Source organism: Saccharibacillus sp. WB 17 (assembly GCF_008634075.2).
Taxonomy (GTDB): Bacteria; Bacillota; Bacilli; order Paenibacillales; family Paenibacillaceae; genus Saccharibacillus; species Saccharibacillus brassicae.
Genome location: NZ_VPFK02000029.1, coordinates 50,957 through 68,951, shown reverse-complemented (window position 1 = coordinate 68,951; position 17,995 = coordinate 50,957). Strand labels below are relative to the sequence as shown.

General features: G+C 59.0%; 16 protein-coding genes. 10 read left to right on the top strand and 6 right to left on the bottom strand.

Annotated elements, in window-relative coordinates:
* The first annotated feature begins 63 nt into the window (after positions 1-63).
* On the top strand, positions 64-1,290 hold the full coding sequence (locus tag FTE24_RS16115) for a cytochrome P450 (protein ID WP_237401791.1): 1,227 nt from the start codon (positions 64-66) through the stop codon (positions 1,288-1,290).
* A 658-nt stretch (positions 1,291-1,948) separates the two neighbouring features.
* Here the strand turns inward: FTE24_RS16115 and FTE24_RS16110 are convergent.
* The gene (locus FTE24_RS16110) at positions 1,949-3,160 is read right to left on the bottom strand and encodes a MalY/PatB family protein (protein WP_150232093.1); all 1,212 of its coding nucleotides are present in this window, start codon (positions 3,158-3,160) and stop codon (positions 1,949-1,951) included.
* Positions 3,161-3,238: 78 nt separating this feature from the next.
* Between FTE24_RS16110 and FTE24_RS16105 the strand changes: the two genes are divergently transcribed.
* From FTE24_RS16105 to FTE24_RS16090, 4 genes are all read left to right on the top strand, one after another.
* A complete protein-coding gene (locus FTE24_RS16105) occupies positions 3,239-3,385 on the top strand; it encodes a hypothetical protein (RefSeq protein WP_160441792.1) in 147 nt (48 codons plus the stop codon).
* Between the two features lie 137 nt (positions 3,386-3,522).
* Positions 3,523-4,635, top strand: a complete 1,113-nt coding sequence (locus FTE24_RS16100; RefSeq protein WP_150232091.1) for an S-layer homology domain-containing protein — start codon at positions 3,523-3,525, stop codon at positions 4,633-4,635.
* 621 nt (positions 4,636-5,256) lie between these two features.
* Positions 5,257-7,629: a glycoside hydrolase family 3 N-terminal domain-containing protein gene (locus FTE24_RS16095; RefSeq protein WP_150232090.1), complete on the top strand. Its 2,373-nt coding sequence runs from the start codon at positions 5,257-5,259 to the stop codon at positions 7,627-7,629.
* Between the two features lie 172 nt (positions 7,630-7,801).
* The gene (locus tag FTE24_RS16090) at positions 7,802-8,242 is read left to right on the top strand and encodes a hypothetical protein (protein ID WP_150232088.1); all 441 of its coding nucleotides are present in this window, start codon (positions 7,802-7,804) and stop codon (positions 8,240-8,242) included.
* Between the two features lie 203 nt (positions 8,243-8,445).
* Here FTE24_RS16090 and FTE24_RS16085 read toward each other — a convergent pair whose 3' ends face one another.
* The gene (locus FTE24_RS16085; protein ID WP_150232086.1) at positions 8,446-9,246 is read right to left on the bottom strand and encodes an SDR family oxidoreductase; all 801 of its coding nucleotides are present in this window, start codon (positions 9,244-9,246) and stop codon (positions 8,446-8,448) included.
* Between the two features lie 317 nt (positions 9,247-9,563).
* Here FTE24_RS16085 and FTE24_RS16080 point away from each other — a divergent pair, with 317 nt between their 5' ends.
* The 5 genes from FTE24_RS16080 (at position 9,564) to FTE24_RS16055 (ending at position 14,524) form a co-directional block, all read left to right on the top strand.
* Positions 9,564-11,354: an ABC transporter ATP-binding protein gene (locus FTE24_RS16080; protein ID WP_150232084.1), complete on the top strand. Its 1,791-nt coding sequence runs from the start codon at positions 9,564-9,566 to the stop codon at positions 11,352-11,354.
* Positions 11,347-13,200: an ABC transporter ATP-binding protein gene (locus FTE24_RS16075; protein WP_150232082.1), complete on the top strand. Its 1,854-nt coding sequence runs from the start codon at positions 11,347-11,349 to the stop codon at positions 13,198-13,200. The genes FTE24_RS16080 and FTE24_RS16075 overlap by 8 nt, the downstream gene beginning before the upstream one ends.
* Positions 13,201-13,346: 146 nt before the next feature.
* Complete coding sequence (locus tag FTE24_RS16070) at positions 13,347-13,790, top strand: hypothetical protein (RefSeq protein ID WP_150232080.1); 444 nt, start codon at positions 13,347-13,349, stop codon at positions 13,788-13,790.
* A gap of 33 nt (positions 13,791-13,823) precedes the next feature.
* Complete coding sequence (locus FTE24_RS16065; RefSeq protein WP_150232078.1) at positions 13,824-14,093, top strand: hypothetical protein; 270 nt, start codon at positions 13,824-13,826, stop codon at positions 14,091-14,093.
* 257 nt (positions 14,094-14,350) lie between these two features.
* The gene (locus FTE24_RS16055) at positions 14,351-14,524 is read left to right on the top strand and encodes a toxin-antitoxin system HicB family antitoxin (RefSeq protein ID WP_150232076.1); all 174 of its coding nucleotides are present in this window, start codon (positions 14,351-14,353) and stop codon (positions 14,522-14,524) included.
* Positions 14,525-14,754: 230 nt separating this feature from the next.
* On the opposite strand, the gene FTE24_RS16050 is transcribed toward FTE24_RS16055, so the two are convergent.
* The 4 genes from FTE24_RS16050 to FTE24_RS16035 all read right to left on the bottom strand — a co-directional run bounded on the left by FTE24_RS16050 (position 14,755) and on the right by FTE24_RS16035 (position 17,822).
* Positions 14,755-15,540, bottom strand: a complete 786-nt coding sequence (locus FTE24_RS16050; protein WP_237401789.1) for a GNAT family N-acetyltransferase — start codon at positions 15,538-15,540, stop codon at positions 14,755-14,757.
* Positions 15,537-16,007: a pyridoxamine 5'-phosphate oxidase family protein gene (locus FTE24_RS16045; protein ID WP_150232070.1), complete on the bottom strand. Its 471-nt coding sequence runs from the start codon at positions 16,005-16,007 to the stop codon at positions 15,537-15,539. The genes FTE24_RS16050 and FTE24_RS16045 overlap by 4 nt, the downstream gene beginning before the upstream one ends.
* 259 nt (positions 16,008-16,266) lie before the next feature.
* Positions 16,267-16,740: a translation initiation factor IF-3 gene (infC, locus tag FTE24_RS16040; RefSeq protein WP_150232069.1), complete on the bottom strand. Its 474-nt coding sequence runs from the start codon at positions 16,738-16,740 to the stop codon at positions 16,267-16,269.
* Positions 16,737-17,822: a LacI family DNA-binding transcriptional regulator gene (locus tag FTE24_RS16035; protein WP_150232067.1), complete on the bottom strand. Its 1,086-nt coding sequence runs from the start codon at positions 17,820-17,822 to the stop codon at positions 16,737-16,739. The genes infC and FTE24_RS16035 overlap by 4 nt, the downstream gene beginning before the upstream one ends.
* Between the last annotated feature and the right edge of the window lie 173 nt (positions 17,823-17,995).

The following is a 17,995-nucleotide window of genomic DNA, read 5'->3' as shown; positions in this document are numbered from 1 at the left end:
AATACGTGAAAATACGAAGGCGCCGAACTGTCAGCTAACTATGTTATCGTCCGCGGCGGCGGTTTGGTTCACTGCTTCTGCACGAAACGCGAGACTTTTTTCGCGTTTTCTTTTGCGGCGAACGAGGTAATTTTCCAGACCCGGCTGCTCGGGCAAAAAGCGATCTGCATCGGGGGCAAGGAAGCGGCCGAGCTGTTCTACGATACGACGAAGTTCAAACGATCCGGCGCGATTCCGAAACGCATCCAGAAATCGCTGTTCGGCGTGGACGCGATCCAGACGCTGGACGGCGACGCGCATCGCCACCGCAAGATGCTGTTCATGTCGCTCATGTCGCGCGAGCGGCTCGACGTGTTCATGAAGCTGCTGGCGGAAGAATGGGAAGCGGCGGCCGGCAGATGGGAAAAGCTTGAGCAGCTTGAGCTGTTCGGCGAGTCGCAGGAACTGCTGTACCGCGCGGCGTGCCGCTGGGCCGGCGTGCCGGTCGAAGAAGAGACCGCCCGGCAGCGTGCCGACGACATGGGCGATATGGTCGAGGCTTTCGGTGCGGTCGGTCCGCGGCATGCGGCGGGCCGCCGGGCGCGCAGACGCATCGAAGACTGGCTCGAAGGCTACATCCTCGACCTGCGCGCCGGCGAGGTGAAAGCTCCGGCCGACACGGCCGCTTATGCGATGGCGTTCCACCGCGATCTGCAGGACCGCGAACTGGATGCCCGGATGGCGGCGATCGAGCTGATCAATATCGTGCGGCCGATCGTGGCGATCGGGCGCTACGTCGTGTTCAGCGCGATCGCCCTGCACGAGCACCCGGCCTACCGGGCCAAGCTGGCCGCGGACGAAAGCAAATACCGGCAGTGGTTCGTGCAGGAGACGCGCCGGTATTATCCGTTTACGCCGTTTCTCGGCGCCTCGGTCATCCACGATTTTACGTGGCAGGGCCACGAGTTCGAAGAAGGCACGATGGTGCTGCTCGATATCTACGGCACGACGCACGATCCCAAGCTGTGGGACGAACCGGACGCATTCAAGCCGGAGCGGTTCGAGCATTGGGGCGGCAGCCCGTTCGACCTGATCCCGCAGGGCAGAGGCGACCACCGCTGCGCCGGCGAATGGCTGACGATCGACGCCATGGCGGTAAGCCTGGAGTATCTGGCGAACCGGCTGGAATACGAAGTACCGGCGCAGGACCTTGGCCTGAGCCTGTCCCGCATGCCGGCGCTGCCGGAGAGCCGCTTCGTCATGCGCAACGTGCGGCGCAAGCAGGGAGCCGGTACGGTCTCCGGGGTGTGAGGATTGTCGGGGATTCCGGAGAGTGCGGATTGCCGGGGGCCGAGGGATTCGAGGGTTCCGGGAATCGAGAGAGTTTAGAGTAATGAAGAAAAGCCAGATGGAGGCGCCTTTTCCGGGATAGCAGGGGAGTGCGCTTTTTGGAGTTTGATTGGGTAGTTGGATGAGTGGAAGATTGGAGATGAGAGGTCGAAGGTTGAAGGGTTGGATGCAAATGCCGTGGAGGATGGGCGAGTTTGAAATGGAGGCCGCGGGGGAAATGTTGATTAAAAGGCAGCATTTTGACCGAAAAAAGCGATCAAAGGCCGAAATGTTGCCTAAAAAGCAACATTTTCCGCCTATTCGCCTCTACAACGGCCGATTTCACTCAAAATGTTGATCAAAAGGCAACATTTCATGTAAAAAGAGCGATCGAGGGTCGAAATGTTGATCAAAAAGCAACATTCCCCTCCAACCCAACTTCCATCCCCCGCAAAACATAAAACGCTAAACGCAAAAAAAGCTCCCGAAGCCAACTCGGAAGCTTTTTTCCACATTCAAACTTTATTCACAACTGTCCGCGCCCGAAACCGTACCCGGGCCCGGGTCCAAACCTGCGCCTAAATCCGCGTCCGAACCCGGGTCCGAACTCGCACCCGAGCCCTGCGTCAACATCCGCGAATCAGCCCTGCGCGCGGGAGGAGCGCAGCTCGGCTGCCGCCGTTTTCAACTGCTCCATCGCCTGTTCCACGATCACGCGCGAGCAGGCGACGTTCATGCGCATGAAGCCCGCGGCTTCGACGCCGAACATCGTGCCGTCGTTAAGGGCGAGGCCCGCTTCGTGCAGCAGGAACCGGTTCAGCTCCTCGGCGTTCAGGCCGAGGCCGCGGAAGTCGATCCACAGCAGATAGGTCGCTTCCGGCAGCTTGACCGACAGTTCCGGCAGATGCTCCGCAATCTGCGCCTGCACGTATTCCATGTTGGCGCGGACGTAGACCAGCAGTTCGTCGAGCCATTCGCCGCCGTGCGTGTAGGCCGCTTCGGTCGCTGTCGCGCCCAGCGTGCTGATCGAGCCGAGGCCGTGCATTTTGGCGACGGTGCGTTCAAAGGCGAGGCGCAGATTTTCGTTCGGGATCACGATGTTCGACACGCACAATCCCGCCAGGTTGAACGTTTTGCTCGGCGCGGTACAGACGATACAGTTATCGCGCGCGGCTTCCGAGACCGAAGCGAACGGGATATGCGACTTCGGTTCGAAGATGAGGTCGGCGTGAATCTCGTCGGCGATGACGAGTACGCCATGCTTGAGGCAGATCTCCGCCAGCCGGGTAAGGTTGGGGCGCGACCAGATCCGTCCGACCGGGTTGTGCGGACTGCACAGGATCAGCATCTTGACGCCGTCCGCCAGTTTGCGCTCCAGATCGTCGAAGTCCATCTCGTAATCGCCGTTTTCTTTGGCAATCAGCGGGTTGGTCACCAGTTCGCGGCCGTTCTCGCGCACGACGTTGTAGAACGGCGGATAGACCGGCGTCTGGATCGCGATTTTGTCGCCCGGCTGCGTAAACGTCTCGACGGCAAAAGCGAGCGCAGGCACGACGCCCGGCGTGAACGTGATCCATTCCGGGTCGATGTTCCAATCGTGCCGCTCGCGCATCCAGTTGACGACCGAATCGAAATAGCCCGGCGTGCGGAACGTATAGCCGAATACGCCGTGATCCACCCGTTTGTGCATGGCATCGAGCACTTCCTGCGGCGCGGCGAAGTCCATGTCGGCGACCCAGAGCGGCAGCGCGTCGGGCGCTCCGAATATTTTTTCGCGGGAATCCCACTTCTCCGAAGCGCTCTGCAGACGGTCGATCTGCGTGTGGAAGTCAAAGCGGCTTTTTAAAGTCATCTGAAAAATCCTCCTTGTGTCGGTAAATGATCATTCAACCATTATGCGTGACGATATCGCTTAAAGCAATGTGTCCGAATGCTGCGATGCAGGGAGCCGGGTTCGTATGTTGCGGTATGGGAAAAGAGAGCGCCGCTGACGACGCTGCCGCACGGCAGCCGTCTCGGCGCGCTCAAGCTGAAGGGCATGCACATCGAAGCGGCGCTCGATCCGAAAGCCTGCTAGTTAGTATTGCAGCGACGATCGCAGCGGCCCGTTCGCATATCGCCGGAGTGGCAGCGGGAGAGAGTACGTTGGAAGCGTTTTGCATCGCGGGGCGTTTTTTTGTATGGTAGTAGAGGAAAAAGGAGGAGATATCGATTATGCACAAGCCGACTACCAGCAAAGTACGCAAACGTATTCTGATTCTCGCCGCTGCGGCGCTGATTCTCTCGCCGTCGTTGAACCTGCCGGCCGCGAAAGCGCAAACGACAGCCCCTTCGAACTCATCCGGGGCTTCCGCCGCCCCTTCGTCCGGCGAGACCGTTTCGCCTCAAGTGGCGCCGACCGGCGAAACCGCCGTACCGGCTTCGGGCGAAACGCCCGCGGCCGCGACGCCGTCCGCTTCGACGCCATCCGCGGCGTCTGACGTCGAGCCCGCCGCCGTCGATCCGGCCGTGACGCCGGCCCAGCCGGCGCTCGTACCGTCGACCCGGCCGGTGACCCGGCCGACGACGCCGTCGACCGGAACGCCGTCGACGACTCCGCCAACGGGAACGCCGTCGACGACAACGCCGACGACTCCGCCAACGGGAACGCCGTCGACGGTCAAGCCGACGACGCCATCGACCGGAACGCCGTCGACCGTCAAACCGACGACCCCGGCCGTGCCTGCGGTGCCGGACCCGTTCTACGATATTCTCAAGGATCCGAACCGCGAAGCGATTCTGGCCCTGTACGAAGCCGAGATCGTCAAGCCAGCCAAAGACCGCAAGTTCCGCCCGCAAGCGGAAATCGGCCGGGCCGACTTTAGTGTTATTCTGGGCCGGGCGATGAACGCGAACGGCAGCATTTTCGACGTTTATTTCACGGACCCGATCCCCGATTGGGCGATCCGTTACGTCGGCGGCCTGACAGCGGCCGGCCTCTACGAAGGCTATCTGGACGGCGACGTTTTCGGACCGAAACAGCCGGTCACGCGCGCCGAAGCGGCGGCCATGGTCGCCCGCGCCGCGCATCTGGAATCGCAGCCGCTGCCCGAAGGTCTGGGCGGCGTCGGCAATATTCCGGTCTGGGCGCTCGACGATGTGGGCGCCGCCTACGCGGCCGGTCTGATTGTGCCGACCGAGACGGGAACGCTGAACCCGAACAAAAAGGTTACGCGCAGCGAGATGGCCGCGATGGTCGCGCCTCTGCTTGAAGCCGATGCGTTCACCGCGCCGGTCGAAGTCGAAGAAAACGACGACACGCGGCCGCCGACGATGCCTCCGCTTTAAGGCGCAGCATGCGCTTCGACGGAGCGGCCTTCATCGCGCATGCTTCATTCATGCAAAAGCGAAGCCCTATCCCGCGAGGGAAAAGTATTTCAAAAAGCCCGTCTCCTGGAGGAGACGGGCCTTTCGTGTTGCGTGCGCTCACTTTCCGGCTGCGGAAAGTAAAGATGCCTGCACTCCACAGCATCGCGCAGGCTGCACTCCGCAGCGCAGCCTGCACCTAACACCTAACGAATCCTCCTATCGCTATTTGCCGTTATTTCGCTTTTTTGCGAATCTAACGAATCCTCATATCCTTATTCGTCCCGATAAGGTCGATTCCAGGTCTATTCGGACCCCATAGCGTGCTGACGATTCGTTAAAATGTCGAAAAGCGAATAAAACGGTAAATAGCGTGACTAGGATTCGTTAGCATGGGGTGTTCGAGCGTTAAGTGCTGCTAAACGTTGTTAAGCGTCGCTACAGTTACATTTGGCAACTCTCTTCGCGCATAAAGATCGCTTTTTCTTTTCGCGGACATGACGTAGCTTTTTCCGAAAAGGTTTTATATAATAAAAACAGCAATTAAAGCGTTTACATAGCGAGCGGCTTAAAGCGCGCCAACCAAAGGGGGACGTACAGAACATGACGTACAAAGACGCATCCAGACCGATCGGCGAGCGATTGGACCATCTGCTGGATCAGATGACGCTGCACGAGAAAGTCGCGCAGCTCACTTCCGCGCGGACCGGGAGCATGATCTCGGACGTGCAAAATTTCGTGTTTTCCGCAGAGCTGACGAACAAGAATGTGCCGCACGGCTGCGGATACATCAGCCGGATCGGCGGGGCGACCGACCTGCTCCCGGCGGAGATGGCGCGCGCGATGAACACGATCCAGAAGCATTTTATGGAAGAGACTCGGCTCGGCATTCCGGTGCTGTTCATGACCGAAGCGACTTCGGGCGTGCTCAGCCGTAACCATACGCTGTTCCCGCAGAACATCGGCGCCGGCGCCATGTTCGACGAAGAACCGATCCGCCGCATGGGCGACGCGATGCGCCGCGAGATGCTCGCGACCGGCGAACGCTGGGCGCTCGGCCCGGTCGTCGACGTCATTCGCGACCACCGTTACGGCCGTTACGAAGAATCGTTCGGCGAAGACGCGTACCTGGTCAGCCAATACGGCACCGCCTACGTGCGCGGCCTGCAGTCCGAAGACCTGACGCAGGGCATTATCGCGACGCTCAAGCATTTCGTGGCGCAGGGCATCAGCGACGGCGGCCGCAACTGCGGACCGGTGCATGTGACGGACCGCGAGCTGCTGGACGAATACGCGGTACCGTTCGAAGCGGCGATCCGCGATGCGGGCGCGCTGTCGGTCATGGCCGCGTATCACGAGATCGACCAGGTTCCGGTGCACGCGTCCGCCCCTATTTTGCGCGACATGCTCCAGGGCCGACTGGGCTTCGAAGGGTTGACCGTCTCGGACGGCAACGGTATCCAGCTGATCCAATCGTTCCAGGAATACTGCGAGACGCAGGAACAGGCGGTGAAGCTTGCGCTGGAAGCGGGCATCGAATGCGAACTGGACTTCATGTTCGAGAAATATTTGCCGGGATTGGTGGAGAGCGGGCAGGTCGAGCAGGAACTCGTCGACGACGCGGTGCGCAAAGTGCTGGACCTCAAATTCCGACTCGGCCTGTTCGACCGTCCTTACGTGGACGAAGACGCCGTGGACGCATCCGTCTGCACGCCCGACATGGTCGAACTGTCCAAAGAAATGGCGCTGCGCACGATGACGCTGCTCAAGAACGAAGACGGCCTGCTGCCGCTCGACCCGTCCGTGCGCAAAGTCGCCGTGATCGGACCGCTCGCCCACGTCAAAGAGTTCGGCTACAGCGATTATTCGTATCCGGCGCATATCGAAGACATGTACTACCATTCCGAAGGGCTGACCGAAGAAGAAGTGCTGGCCCGGACGCTCTTTTTCAAGAAAAAAGGGACCCGTTACGAAGATTTGTACCATCAGGACATGCCGACCGTGTATGAAGCTCTGCAAAGCGCGCTGCCAAATGCCGAAGTGGTCTACAAGACGGGCATCAAGGACACGACCGATTACAACGGCGACGCCGATTTCGACCAGATCGAAGAAGCTGTGGAAGCGGCGAAGGACGCGGACGTCATCATCGCCGTCTGCGGCGACACGAGCGGTATGGGACGTGAGAACGACAGCGGCGAATCGACGGACCGCGTAGAGATCTGCCTGTCGCATGAGCAGAAAAAATTGCTGCGTGCGCTCCAGGCAACCGGCCGTCCGGTCGTGCTGGTGCTGTGCAACGCGCGTCCGCTCGAACTGCTCGAAGAGAGCCAGTCGATGCACGCCATCCTCGAAGCATGGAAGCCGGGCATGCGCGGTGCGGAAGCGATCGCGGAGACGCTCGTCGGCACGTACAATCCGGGCGGCAAGCTGTCAGTCACGCTGCCCAAAGCGCTCGGCCAACTGCCGGTGCATTATTCGCAGCTCGCGACCGGGCACAAGCAGTTCTGGCGCGGCAAATATTTGGAGATGGACTTGGCCCCGCTGTATCCGTTCGGCTACGGATTGAGCTACACAAGCTTCGAAGCGGAGAACGTCCGGTTCGAGCAGACGGCCGACGGCATCCAGGTGACGGCGGACGTGGTGAACAGCGGAGAGCGCGAAGGCGATCAGGTCGTGCAAGTGTACGTGCGCAAGAAATACGCCAGCGTCCTGCAGCCGGAGCGCGAACTCAAAGCGTACAAACGCGTAAGCATCCCGGCCGGCGGCCGCGTATCGCTGGAATTTGCGATCGCGTTCGATTCGATCGGCTACCACGACCGCGACCTGAAGCTTGTGCTGGAGAACGTGCAGCTCGACGTCATGCTCGGCTTCTCTTCGCAGGACATCAAGGCGGAAGAGACGTTCAAGCTTGAGTTCGACGGCGGAAAACGGCAGATCGGACGACGGGTGTTCGGGAATTCGGCGACGATCGTATAAAAAAGGGCAAGAGATCATTAGACGTCATTGCGCAAGGAGCATCCGTTTGAGATGCTTCTTTTTTTATTTGAAGGACTCTTTTTTAATCGAATGCGTTAAGATGTCTTACAAAATGTCATTTTGCGTGTGATATAATGAGTGATAGAGAAGGTGCTAAGAAAGGAGAACAAAAATGGAACTCACAAGCGAACAGGCACGGCGCCAAGAAGGGCACAAGATCAATCAAACCGCGTCCACTTTGGGCAATATCGATTTTTTTATGAATAACGTCATGAACATAAGCGAAGCGACCCGCAAAAACAAACTGGCTTTGGTGTTGGAGGAGTTTTCGACCGAAGACGGCGAAGAGAACGTCTATATTATTCAAAACAGCAAGAAAAAAGAAGCGGCCGGAGTCGTCACCAGCTTGCGGCACTATCGCGCCAAAGAAGAGAGGCTCAAGGAAATGCAGGATGAACTTTTGCGTCTCAGCGAAGAAAATCTGATGCTCAAAGCGAAGGAAAGAGAACATCAGCCTTCATTGTCGTTTGCGGAAGCCGTACAAAATATGCAGCTTGACGAAGAGGATTTGAAAGATATTTTCGATCATGCGGACGAGGTGAACATTGACTGATGTCTTCGGAATCCTATATTCAACCGTTTATCGAATTGCCGAAGAACGGGCAGATGTTACGATCGTGGAGATCTACGCCGTAGGTCCGAGGAAAAACGAAATGGCTTATCAAATCGCAAAAAACAGAAAAGATTGGTGAGGACGACCCAATAAAAAAGAGGCCTCCGATATCAGGATTTCGATTCGGAGGCCTTGTTCTTTTTTTAACCCACAAACAGCGATTCCGCTCCGTCGATATGCACGACGGCGCCGCTGATATGGTCGGATTCTTCCGACGAGAGGAACAGCACGAGGTTTGCGACCTGCTCGGGCTTGCCGTTGCCTTCGGGCAGAGGGACGGTGCCTTCCGGGTATTCGACAGGCTTCGTGTTCATGTCGTCGGCTTCCGGCTCTTTGTCTTTGCTGCTAAAAATATTTGTATCGATCGTGCCGGGAGCGACGACGTTCACGCGAATATTCGACGGCGCCAGCTCGAACGCGGCCATTTGGCCGAAGGCGGCGATCGACGCTTTGGACGTGCTGTAGGCGGAGAAGCCTTTTTGGGAAAAGACGCGCGTGCCGCTGAGCGAGCTCGTGAGCACGATGCTGCCTTTGCCGGCTTCCTTGAGATAGGGAATCGCGTATTTGACACTCGTGAACGTGCCTTTGACGTTGTTCGTGATCGTCTCGTCCCACTCGTCGTCTTCGATCGATTCGATCGGTCCGACGACGCCGAGGATGCCTGCGTTGGCGAAGAGGGTATCGATCCGCCCGTATGTGGACACGACTTCTTTGAGCGCTTCGCGGTACTGGGCCGGGGCGGAGATGTCGACGGTCAGCGCGATCGCCTGGCCGCCGGCGGCTTCGATCTCGGCGCGGACGCTTTCGACGAACTGCGAATCGCGGTCGATCAGCGCCACGCGGGCGCCTTCTTCGGCCAGCCGCAGCGCGGCGGCCCGGCCGATGCCGGAACCGGCTCCGGTCACGACGGATACTTTGTCGCTCATTCTTGGAGAATTGGACATGTGATTCACTCCTTCTGAGAGATTTCTGCAGTCTTTTTAAAAGTTACCCGTTCGAAAAAGGGTTAATCACGCATAAATATGCGAAATTTTAACTTTCTGGCCTTAAATGAAGTTAGTGTGCCGAAGGGAAGGGTAAATAATGGCTAATCGATGCAATATGTAAGGAAAGACGCAGCGGTTTGTAAAAAGGTTAACGATTGTCAGCCCGATGTCAGCCGCGATTCGCTATAATGGAACCTGTCGCTTGCCCGCCTGTTCGTCAAAATGTTCACGTTTGTTTTTTTGCCAATACTGCTGCCCGGTTCGGAGGAATGATCATGTCGTTAGTCTTTGCCTTTCTAAAGAAGTACCGTACCGCATCGCTGCTGGCGCTGCTGATGATGGTCATCGAGCTTGCCGTCGAGTTGGCGCAGCCTTACCTGATCTCCAAAATCATCGACGACGGGATCGCCAATTCGGACCTCGGCGTCGTCTGGATGTGGGGAGGCGTTCTGATCGTCGGCGCGATCTTCGCTTTTGTGGCCGGCGTCGCCAGTTCCTTCTTCGCTTCGTTCGCCAGCCAGGGCTTCGCCAGCGATTTGCGGGAGACGCTGTACGATAAAGTGCAATCGTTTTCGTATTCCGTCTTCAGCCGCTTCGCCACCTCGTCGCTCATCACGCGCATGACCGGCGACGTGACGCAGCTGCAGGACACCATCTTCATGAGCCTGCGCTTCATGACCCGCGTGCCGCTCGTCGTCGTCGGCAGCGTCGTCATGGCGATGGTCGTCAACTTCAAGCTCGGGCTGCTGCTCGCGTTGACCGTGCCGCTGCTGCTCGTGTTCGTCCTGTGGATCATGCGCCGGGCCGGCGCCATGTTCAAGAACGTGCAGCGCAAGCTCGACAAGGTCAACAGCGTCATTCAGGAGAACCTGACCGGTATCCGCCTGATCCGCGTGTTCGTGCGCATGAAGCACGAGAACGGACGCTTCGCCGCTTCCAGCGGCAAGCTGATGAAGAACACGGTGTCCGCGCTGCGCCTGACCGAGACGACGATGCCGTTTATCATGCTCGTTATGAACGCCGCGATCGTCGCCGTGCTCTGGTTCGGCCGCGCGGATATCGCATCCGGCAGCGCGACCGTCGGCGAAGTCGTCGCGGTCGCCAACTATGCGCTGCGCACGATCGGCGCATTGTCCGCCTTCTCGTGGATCGCGGTAACGTTCTCGCGTGCCGGCGCTTCGGCGCAGCGCGTGAAGGAAGTGCTCGATACGCAGAACGGCGAGATCGCGGCCGAAGAACGGCCGGTTCAGGCTTCCGGCACCGACGCGGCCGTTTCCGGCGCGGCGAAGACGGCCAGTGCGCGCGCCGAAGTGCCGGCGATGGAAGGCGCGGTCGAATTCCGCAACGTCTCGTTCAAGTATCCGACGAGCGATATCAAAGTGCTGGAGAATATCTCGTTCAAGATCGGAGCCGGCAAGCGCGTCGCGATCATGGGCGCAACCGGCTCCGGCAAATCGTCGCTCGTACAGCTTATTCCCCATCTGTACGATCGCGACCAGGGCACGCTCACGATCGACGGCCGCGGCATCGACGACTGGGATACGGGCCATCTGCGCCGCAGCATCGGCTACGTGCCGCAGGAAGTGCTGCTGTTCACCGGCTCGATCCGCGAGAATATCGCCTGGGGCCGCGAAGACGCTTCGTTCGAAGAGATCGAAGAAGCAGCGAAGATCGCCCAGATTCACGAGACGGTCGAGAAGCTGCCGAACGGGTACGAGACCCGGCTCGGCCAGCGCGGCGTGAACCTGTCCGGCGGCCAGAAGCAGCGGCTGTCGATCGCCCGCGCTCTTGTGCGCCGTCCGTCGATCCTGATTCTCGACGACAGCACGAGCGCGCTCGATCTTGCGACCGAGAGTCGGCTGCTCGAAGCGCTGGAAGACATCTCGTGCACGACGTTCCTCATTACCCAGAAGATCAGCTCGACCCAGGCGGCGGACTTGATTCTGCTGCTGGACGAAGGACGGCTGATCGCCGGCGGCACGCATGACGAATTGATGCGGACGTCGGAACTGTACCGCCATATCTACGAATCCCAATTTGAAAAGGGGGAAGCGCTGCATGCCTAACGCGCTGACCGAAGCCTTCCGCCAGCCGCGGCCGCCCGTAATCGGCGACCCGTCGAAGGCAAGCGGCGAATACAAAAAGAAAAAGCGGGCCAAAAACGTCTCCGGTACGCTCGTACGGATCTGGAAATACCTGGCCCGCCGGAAACTCAAACTCGGGCTCGTCCTGTTCATGGTACTGATCAGCTCGGCGCTGTCGCTGCTCGGCCCGTACATGATCGGGGTCGCGGTCGACGATTATCTGGGCGGGGACGGAGCGCTGTGGGGACTCGGCTGGGCCGGATTCCTGCTCGTGCTCGGCGTCGTCTACCTGCTCAGCCCGCTGACCATGTTCCTCCAGAGCATTTGGATGATCGAGATCGCGCAGGAGACCGTGTACCGGATGCGGGTCGATCTTTTTTCCCATCTGCACAAGCTTCCGATTCCGTTCTTCGGCAAGCGCCAGCAGGGCGAACTGATGAGCCGGGTCACGAACGATATGGAAAACGTCAGCGGCACGCTCAACAGCTCGGCGATCCAGATCTTCTCCAGCATTCTGATCCTGTTCGGGACGCTTGGCGTCATGCTGTCGCTCAGCCCGCTGCTTACGCTGCTGACCTTTATCGTCGTGCCGCTGATGGCGTTCGGCATGCGCTGGATCACGCGGCGCACCGGACCGCTGTTCAAAGAGCGCCAGAGCAATCTCGGCGATCTGAACGGGTATATCGAAGAGACGCTGTCCGGCCAACGTATTATCAAAGCCTTTTCCCAGGAAGACCGGGTCAAACGCGAATTCGCGGAACGCAATGAACGGATCCGCTTGTCCGGCTTCTGGGCGCAGACCATTTCCGGCATGATTCCGAAGCTGATGAACAGCCTGAACAACCTGAGCTTCGCGCTCGTGGCGGGCATCGGCGGTATTCTGGCCATCAACGGCCAGGTGACGATCGGCGTCATCATCGTGTTCGTCGAATACGCGCGCCAGTTCACCCGGCCGCTGAACGATCTGGCGAACCAGTGGAACACGCTGCTGTCGGCGATCGCCGGCGCGGAGCGCGTGTTCGAGATCATGGACGAAGAAGTGGAGAACAAGGACGAAGGACAGGCGTCGAAGCTCGACAAGATCGAAGGCGCGGTCAAGTTCGAAGACGTGTCGTTCGGATACGACGAAGGGCAGACGACGCTGTCGGACATCTCGTTTGAGGCCAAGCCCGGCGAGACGATCGCCCTCGTCGGCCCGACCGGCGCGGGCAAGACGACGCTGATCCAGCTGCTGTCGCGCTTCTATGACGCCAGCAGCGGCCGGATCACGATCGACGGCCGCGAGATCGGCAGTATCCAGCGCGAGAACCTGCGCTCGCATATGGCTTTTGTGCTGCAGGACACGTTCCTGTTCGAAGGCACGATCCGCGAAAATATCCGTTACGGCCGTCTCGACGCGACAGACGAAGAGATCGAAGAAGCGGCCAAGCTCGCCAATGCGCATTCGTTTATCGTCCGGCTGCAAGGCGGGTACGACAAGAAGCTGACCAACGGCGGCAGCGGTATCAGCCAGGGGCAGAAGCAGCTGCTGGCGATCGCCCGGGCGATGCTCGCCGATCCGGCGATTCTCGTTCTCGACGAAGCGACGAGCAGTATCGACACCGTGACCGAGATCAAGATCCAGCAGGGCCTTCAGCGCTTGATGAAGGGACGCACCAGCTTCGTCATCGCCCACCGGCTGAACACGATTCGCCAGGCCGACCAGATTCTCGTCCTCAAGGACGGGGGCCTGCTCGAACACGGCTCGCACGACGAACTGCTGGCGCAGGGCGGATTCTACAGCGGCCTGTACAACGGGCAGGGCGTGCAGGAAGAAGCGGGGGATTGAACCGCATTCGGAAATCAAGCGGAAGTCGCAAGGCCGTTTGCCCGTCTGTTCACGGGTGAACGGCTTTTTTTGCGGTTTCTGCGCCGGGTTGTCACAAAAAGCGGACGCCAATCGTTTCATGGGCAAACGGCAAAGGGGCGATGCACATGGACGCGAACAAGAACATGAACAGGAATGGGAACAAGCGGCAGGCGGGAAGTGCGGAGAACGATGTGCAAAAAGGGGAAACGGCAGGCGATGAGCAGCGAGGCGATCTTCTGCGGGGAGCCAAAGGTAACAACGATAAGGCCAAAAAAGGGCCAGCCGCCGGAACTCCGGCAGGCGAAGCCCGGGCGCATGCCGCTGCGACGAAAAAGAGTCCGGTCCGGGAAGCGCCGGTCATCGTCGTGCTCGGCGGCGGCTACGCCGGTTTGCAGACGCTTTTCGCGCTCAAGAAGGAACTGCGCCTCAAAGCGGCGAACAAAGCGGAGAGAGACTCCGCGGCGGACATCGCGGGCAGCGGGAACGGACGCCTCCGTCTGTCGAAGGCAGGGCCGCCGGAGCGCGGCTCATTGACGAAATACGCCTCTTTGCACCGAAATATTCTATAATGGACGATAGAGACGGCGGGGAGGGAATGAAGCTTGCTCATTTATATCATGTTCGGATTGATGCTGCTCTCGGCCGGATTTGTCGCGTACCGTTTGCGGCGTGACGGAGCGGAGTATCATTTTGTGGAAAATGCGGGGTTGATGGTGATCGTTCTGGTGGCGGCTTCGGCGCTCGGAGGAATGGCGGAAGCCGGAGATTGGTTCCGCTACGTGCGCTATCTATACGCCATCCTGACCGCGGCCTATATCGCTTATGCGGCCTATGCGAAGTATCGCGGAGGCACGGACGGGTACGGGCAGTGAGCGGGTGCAGCCAGTGAACGTAACAGACGCAGTACCGATACACACGTGAAAAAGCACAGGCCTTCGAGGCTTGTGCTTTTTGCTATACGGTTATTGAAAAGCAGGACTGTGTACGAGTAAAGTTGAACGAGGTAAGAGCCGTTTTTCATCGACCGCATCCGGAAAAAGAAACGGATAAAGGCGACTTAAAATCGGCAAGAAAATTTTTGAGAGAGGCAGGTTTTGCGCCATGATGGAGTACAAATGCTATCTGGGTCATGCCGTTTTCGGGAAAATTAATGCTGCGCCTGGCTCCCGAGCAGCATCGTTCCGTAGCAACCGCGGCACGGATCGCAGGCAAAAGTATCAACGCCTGGATCGCGGAGCGAATTACCGAAGACGCGGAATCCGAGATTCGCAAGCGTACAGCCAGAGCTGCGGAACGCGCTTAAGAGTTCGGACACTCCAGGCACGGTTAATCTTCTGAATAACGAGTACGTTGACCAAATCTAATCAGAGGTTTACGTTCGCCTGAAACGCACATGCTTTAAGTACGTTTCAGGGGACGTAACTTTACTTTTATCTGGGTTAAGGTGCTAGAGTATAGTTTATAGAATCGGTTTATCAAAAGAGACCGCCTTTGCACATGCAAAGGCGGTCTCTTTTTGCAAATCGGCAGACGTTATCCGTTGTGCGGGAGCGGCAAAGCGTGATCCTGCTCGTGTTCGCTTCGCAGCATCGAGTAAGCCGCAAGGTCCACGTAGCGGCCTTTTTCGTATTCGTGCTGGCGCAGCAGCCCTTCTTGAACAAAGCCGAGCTTGTCCATAAGGCGGATCGAAGCGGCGTTGCCGGGGTCGACCCGCGCTTCGATCTTGTTCGCGCCGAGCGGGCCGAAGCCGAAGCCGAGAACGGCGCGCACCGCTTCCGGCATCAGGCCCCGGCCCCAGAAAGCGGGCGCCAGGTCGTAGCCGATCTCCATCCGGTTATGCTCCCGCTCGATGCCGAGGAAGCCGCACGTTCCGGCAAACTCGCCGGAGTCGCGGTCTTCGATCATCCAGCGAATGCCGGTGCCTTCGCGGAAAATGCGGGCGTGCCAGCCCAGCTCGTCGTCCGCTTCTTCGACCGACTGGAACGGATCGAGCGGCATGTAGCGCATCACTTCCTCGTCGGCGTACAGCGCGAACAGTCCGTCGCGGTCTTCCGGCTTCGCTTCGCGCAGAATCAGCCGCGGCGTCTCCAGACGCGGGAAATGCTTGAACTCGAACAGCGCACCTTCGCTGGTGCCGTCGTCAGAGGCGTTTGATCCGTTTGATCCAACTGATCCAACTGATCCAACTGATCCAACTGATCCAGTTGATTCCACCGATCCGATCATTCCGGCTGCAGCCGAAGAGAACTCCATCTGCGCTTGTGGTTGTGCCTGCGCCTGTATCTGCGCCGGAGTCATTTCCTTGTCGTTTTCGTTCATTGCTTCAATTCCTCCAATGTTTCCTGCCAGCGCTCGACGACCGCCTGCGGATCGTGCAGGTCGATCGTGATGCCGCCGGTCAGGGTCGCGTATTTGGCGACGTCCGCGCGCACGTCCGTCACGTCCGCGGCAAAGCGCGCGCGCGGATGGCGCGCGCCTGCCAGCTCCGGCAGCGCTTCGGCGCGCAGCCGCACCGTGTACGACACGCCGCCGTGGACGACCGCGAGCAGCGCCCGGCCGCTGCGCAGCAGATTGGCTGTCGTGCCCGTGCCGATCCACAGCGCGATGCGCAGCCGATTCCGGTCTTCCGCCCACACTTCGCCGGCGCTGACCATCGCCTGATGCGGGTAGCCTTCTTCGTCGACCGTATGCAGCGTCAGCGCGATATGCGTTTTCCCGCCAAGATCGGTTCCGTCCAGCAGCGCATACAGCGCATCGTTCAATCCGGGGAGGCTGCCGGTGTCCATATCGTCACTTCCTTCCGGTCTATTTTCAAAAATAACGTCCTCACGACTCTTATTTTCTTCTATATAGGTGCAAAATCGAAAATAACGTCCTGAGGACAGTTATTTTCGACTTTTCCCGCCTGATCGCGCCCCAACCCGCCAAATAACTGCTCTGTCGCACTTATTCGGCGAAACCGCGGATCAGGACGGAAATAGTTGGACATACGCAGCTATTTTCGGCCGGGTCCACCTGCACCGGGTCCACCTACACCGGTTCCGCCTACACCGGGTCCACCTGCACCGCCGCCTGCTTGCCGCTGACCTGGATGCCGGTTTTGCGGACGCCGGTTCCTTGCAGGTCGCGGAGCAGTTCTTCCAGCCGTTCTTTGGCTTTCGCGCCGTCTTTGCCGGACACTTTGACGACGAACTGGACGGAGTCGCCGCCGGCGAGGATGCGCTGGGCCTGGTTCTTTTTCGTGTCGTAGTCGTGTTCTTCGATGCTGGCGGTCAGCCGGATTTCTTTGACCTTGGCCGGCCGGGCCGCTTTTTTCTCCTGCTGCTTGGCTTCCTTGGCTTTGCCGGAAGAGATCAGGGAGCAGGGAGGCGGGCTGGAATAGAGCGAGGTGCAGACGAGGTCCACGCCGAGTTCTCTGGCCAGCTTGAGCGCTTCGCTTGTCGCCATGACGCCGAGCGCTTCGCCGTTTACGCCGGTCACGTCGACTTCGGCGGCTTTGATTTTGTCGTTTTTGATCATGGAAGATCGCTCCGTTTCATTGAAGGTTTGGCGGAATTCACGGAAGATTCGCCCGCCGTCGATTCCCGGAGAATCGGCTGGGTGTGCAGGTGGGTGACCTGATGCGGCTGCCGCGGATTGCGGATACGCGACAGCAGCATTTCGCCGGCTTTGACGCCCATGTCGCTGCTGAAAATATGCACCGTCGTCAGATGCGGCTCCACGATCCGCGATTCGGGCGAGTCGTCGAAGCCGCAGACGCGCACGTCGGCGGGCACGTTCAGGCCGCCGTTTTTGAGCGCGCGCATCAGGCGGACGGCGATAAAATCGTTCGCGCAGACGAACGCCTGCGGAAGCTTTCCGATCTGCCGCAGCCGCTGCTCCATCCAGTCGCTCTCGAACAGGAAAAAGCGGTCTTCGTCGAGGATCGACTGTTCGCGCGGAACGTCGAGCCCCGCATCCGCCAGAGCGCGTCCGTAGCCGATCCAGCGCTCGCGGAAGCTTTTGCAATGATTGAAATCGCCGACGAATCCGATTTCGGTCAAGCCGTCTTCGATCAGGCTGCGCGTCATGCCGTAGGTGCTGTGTTCGTTCTCCATCAGCAGGATGTCGGCCCGGAAGTCCGGATACGCCGCGTCCGCCGCGCAGTCGATAAAGATGACCGGAATGGCAAGTTCCGTCAGCAGGCGGCTGTATACGGGGTCGAACAGCTCGATGCAGACGATGCCGTCCACGCCCGAAGCGTCGAAATTGACCGGCAGCGCCCGTTCGCCCCGATCGTCGTCCCGCACGATATGGATCGACAGATTGTAGCCTTCCATGCTGATCTTTTTCTCCAGTCCGCTGATGACCTGCGAGCCGAAATGGGACGTATTCGGCAGATTGGTCGTCAGCAGCGCGATATTGCCTGTTTTTTTGGGCAGAAAACCGTCGCTTTCCATATACGCGAACTGTTTGTATTTCAGCTCGATCGCTTTTTTGATGACGCGGGCACGGGTCTCTTCGGGAATGCCGCCGCTGTCGTTCAGCGCTTTGGAAGCCGTGTTGCGGGAGATGCCCAGCGCGTCCGCGATCTGTTGAATCGTCACTTTCTCTTTGGCCATGGATGCGGTCCACCTTTGTCGGTTCGGTTGAGTGGAAAAGTTCGGCCGCAAGCGGCGCGAAGATAAGGCTTACATAGTCAAATGTATCGCAAAAATGACCAAATAGCAATCTGAAGTTTACAAATGTAAAGTATTGAAATCATTAATGCCTAATATACAGCAAACAAATGTAA

Excerpts from the sequence above, each read along its gene's own strand:
- FTE24_RS16105 (WP_160441792.1), top strand. The coding sequence starts at position 3,239 with ATGCTGCGATGCAGGGAGCCGGGTTCGTATGTTGCGGTATGGGAAAAG.
- FTE24_RS16110 (WP_150232093.1), bottom strand. The coding sequence starts at position 3,160 with ATGACTTTAAAAAGCCGCTTTGACTTCCACACGCAGATCGACCGTCTG.
- FTE24_RS16085 (WP_150232086.1), bottom strand. The coding sequence starts at position 9,246 with ATGTCCAATTCTCCAAGAATGAGCGACAAAGTATCCGTCGTGACCGGA.
- FTE24_RS16075 (WP_150232082.1), top strand. The coding sequence starts at position 11,347 with ATGCCTAACGCGCTGACCGAAGCCTTCCGCCAGCCGCGGCCGCCCGTA.
- FTE24_RS16050 (WP_237401789.1), bottom strand. The coding sequence starts at position 15,540 with ATGAACGAAAACGACAAGGAAATGACTCCGGCGCAGATACAGGCGCAG.
- FTE24_RS16100 (WP_150232091.1), top strand. The coding sequence starts at position 3,523 with ATGCACAAGCCGACTACCAGCAAAGTACGCAAACGTATTCTGATTCTC.
- FTE24_RS16095 (WP_150232090.1), top strand. The coding sequence starts at position 5,257 with ATGACGTACAAAGACGCATCCAGACCGATCGGCGAGCGATTGGACCAT.
- FTE24_RS16070 (WP_150232080.1), top strand. The coding sequence starts at position 13,347 with ATGGACGCGAACAAGAACATGAACAGGAATGGGAACAAGCGGCAGGCG.
- FTE24_RS16055 (WP_150232076.1), top strand. The coding sequence starts at position 14,351 with ATGCCGTTTTCGGGAAAATTAATGCTGCGCCTGGCTCCCGAGCAGCAT.
- FTE24_RS16080 (WP_150232084.1), top strand. The coding sequence starts at position 9,564 with ATGTCGTTAGTCTTTGCCTTTCTAAAGAAGTACCGTACCGCATCGCTG.
- FTE24_RS16090 (WP_150232088.1), top strand. The coding sequence starts at position 7,802 with ATGGAACTCACAAGCGAACAGGCACGGCGCCAAGAAGGGCACAAGATC.
- FTE24_RS16035 (WP_150232067.1), bottom strand. The coding sequence starts at position 17,822 with ATGGCCAAAGAGAAAGTGACGATTCAACAGATCGCGGACGCGCTGGGC.
- infC (WP_150232069.1), bottom strand. The coding sequence starts at position 16,740 with ATGATCAAAAACGACAAAATCAAAGCCGCCGAAGTCGACGTGACCGGC.
- FTE24_RS16045 (WP_150232070.1), bottom strand. The coding sequence starts at position 16,007 with ATGGACACCGGCAGCCTCCCCGGATTGAACGATGCGCTGTATGCGCTG.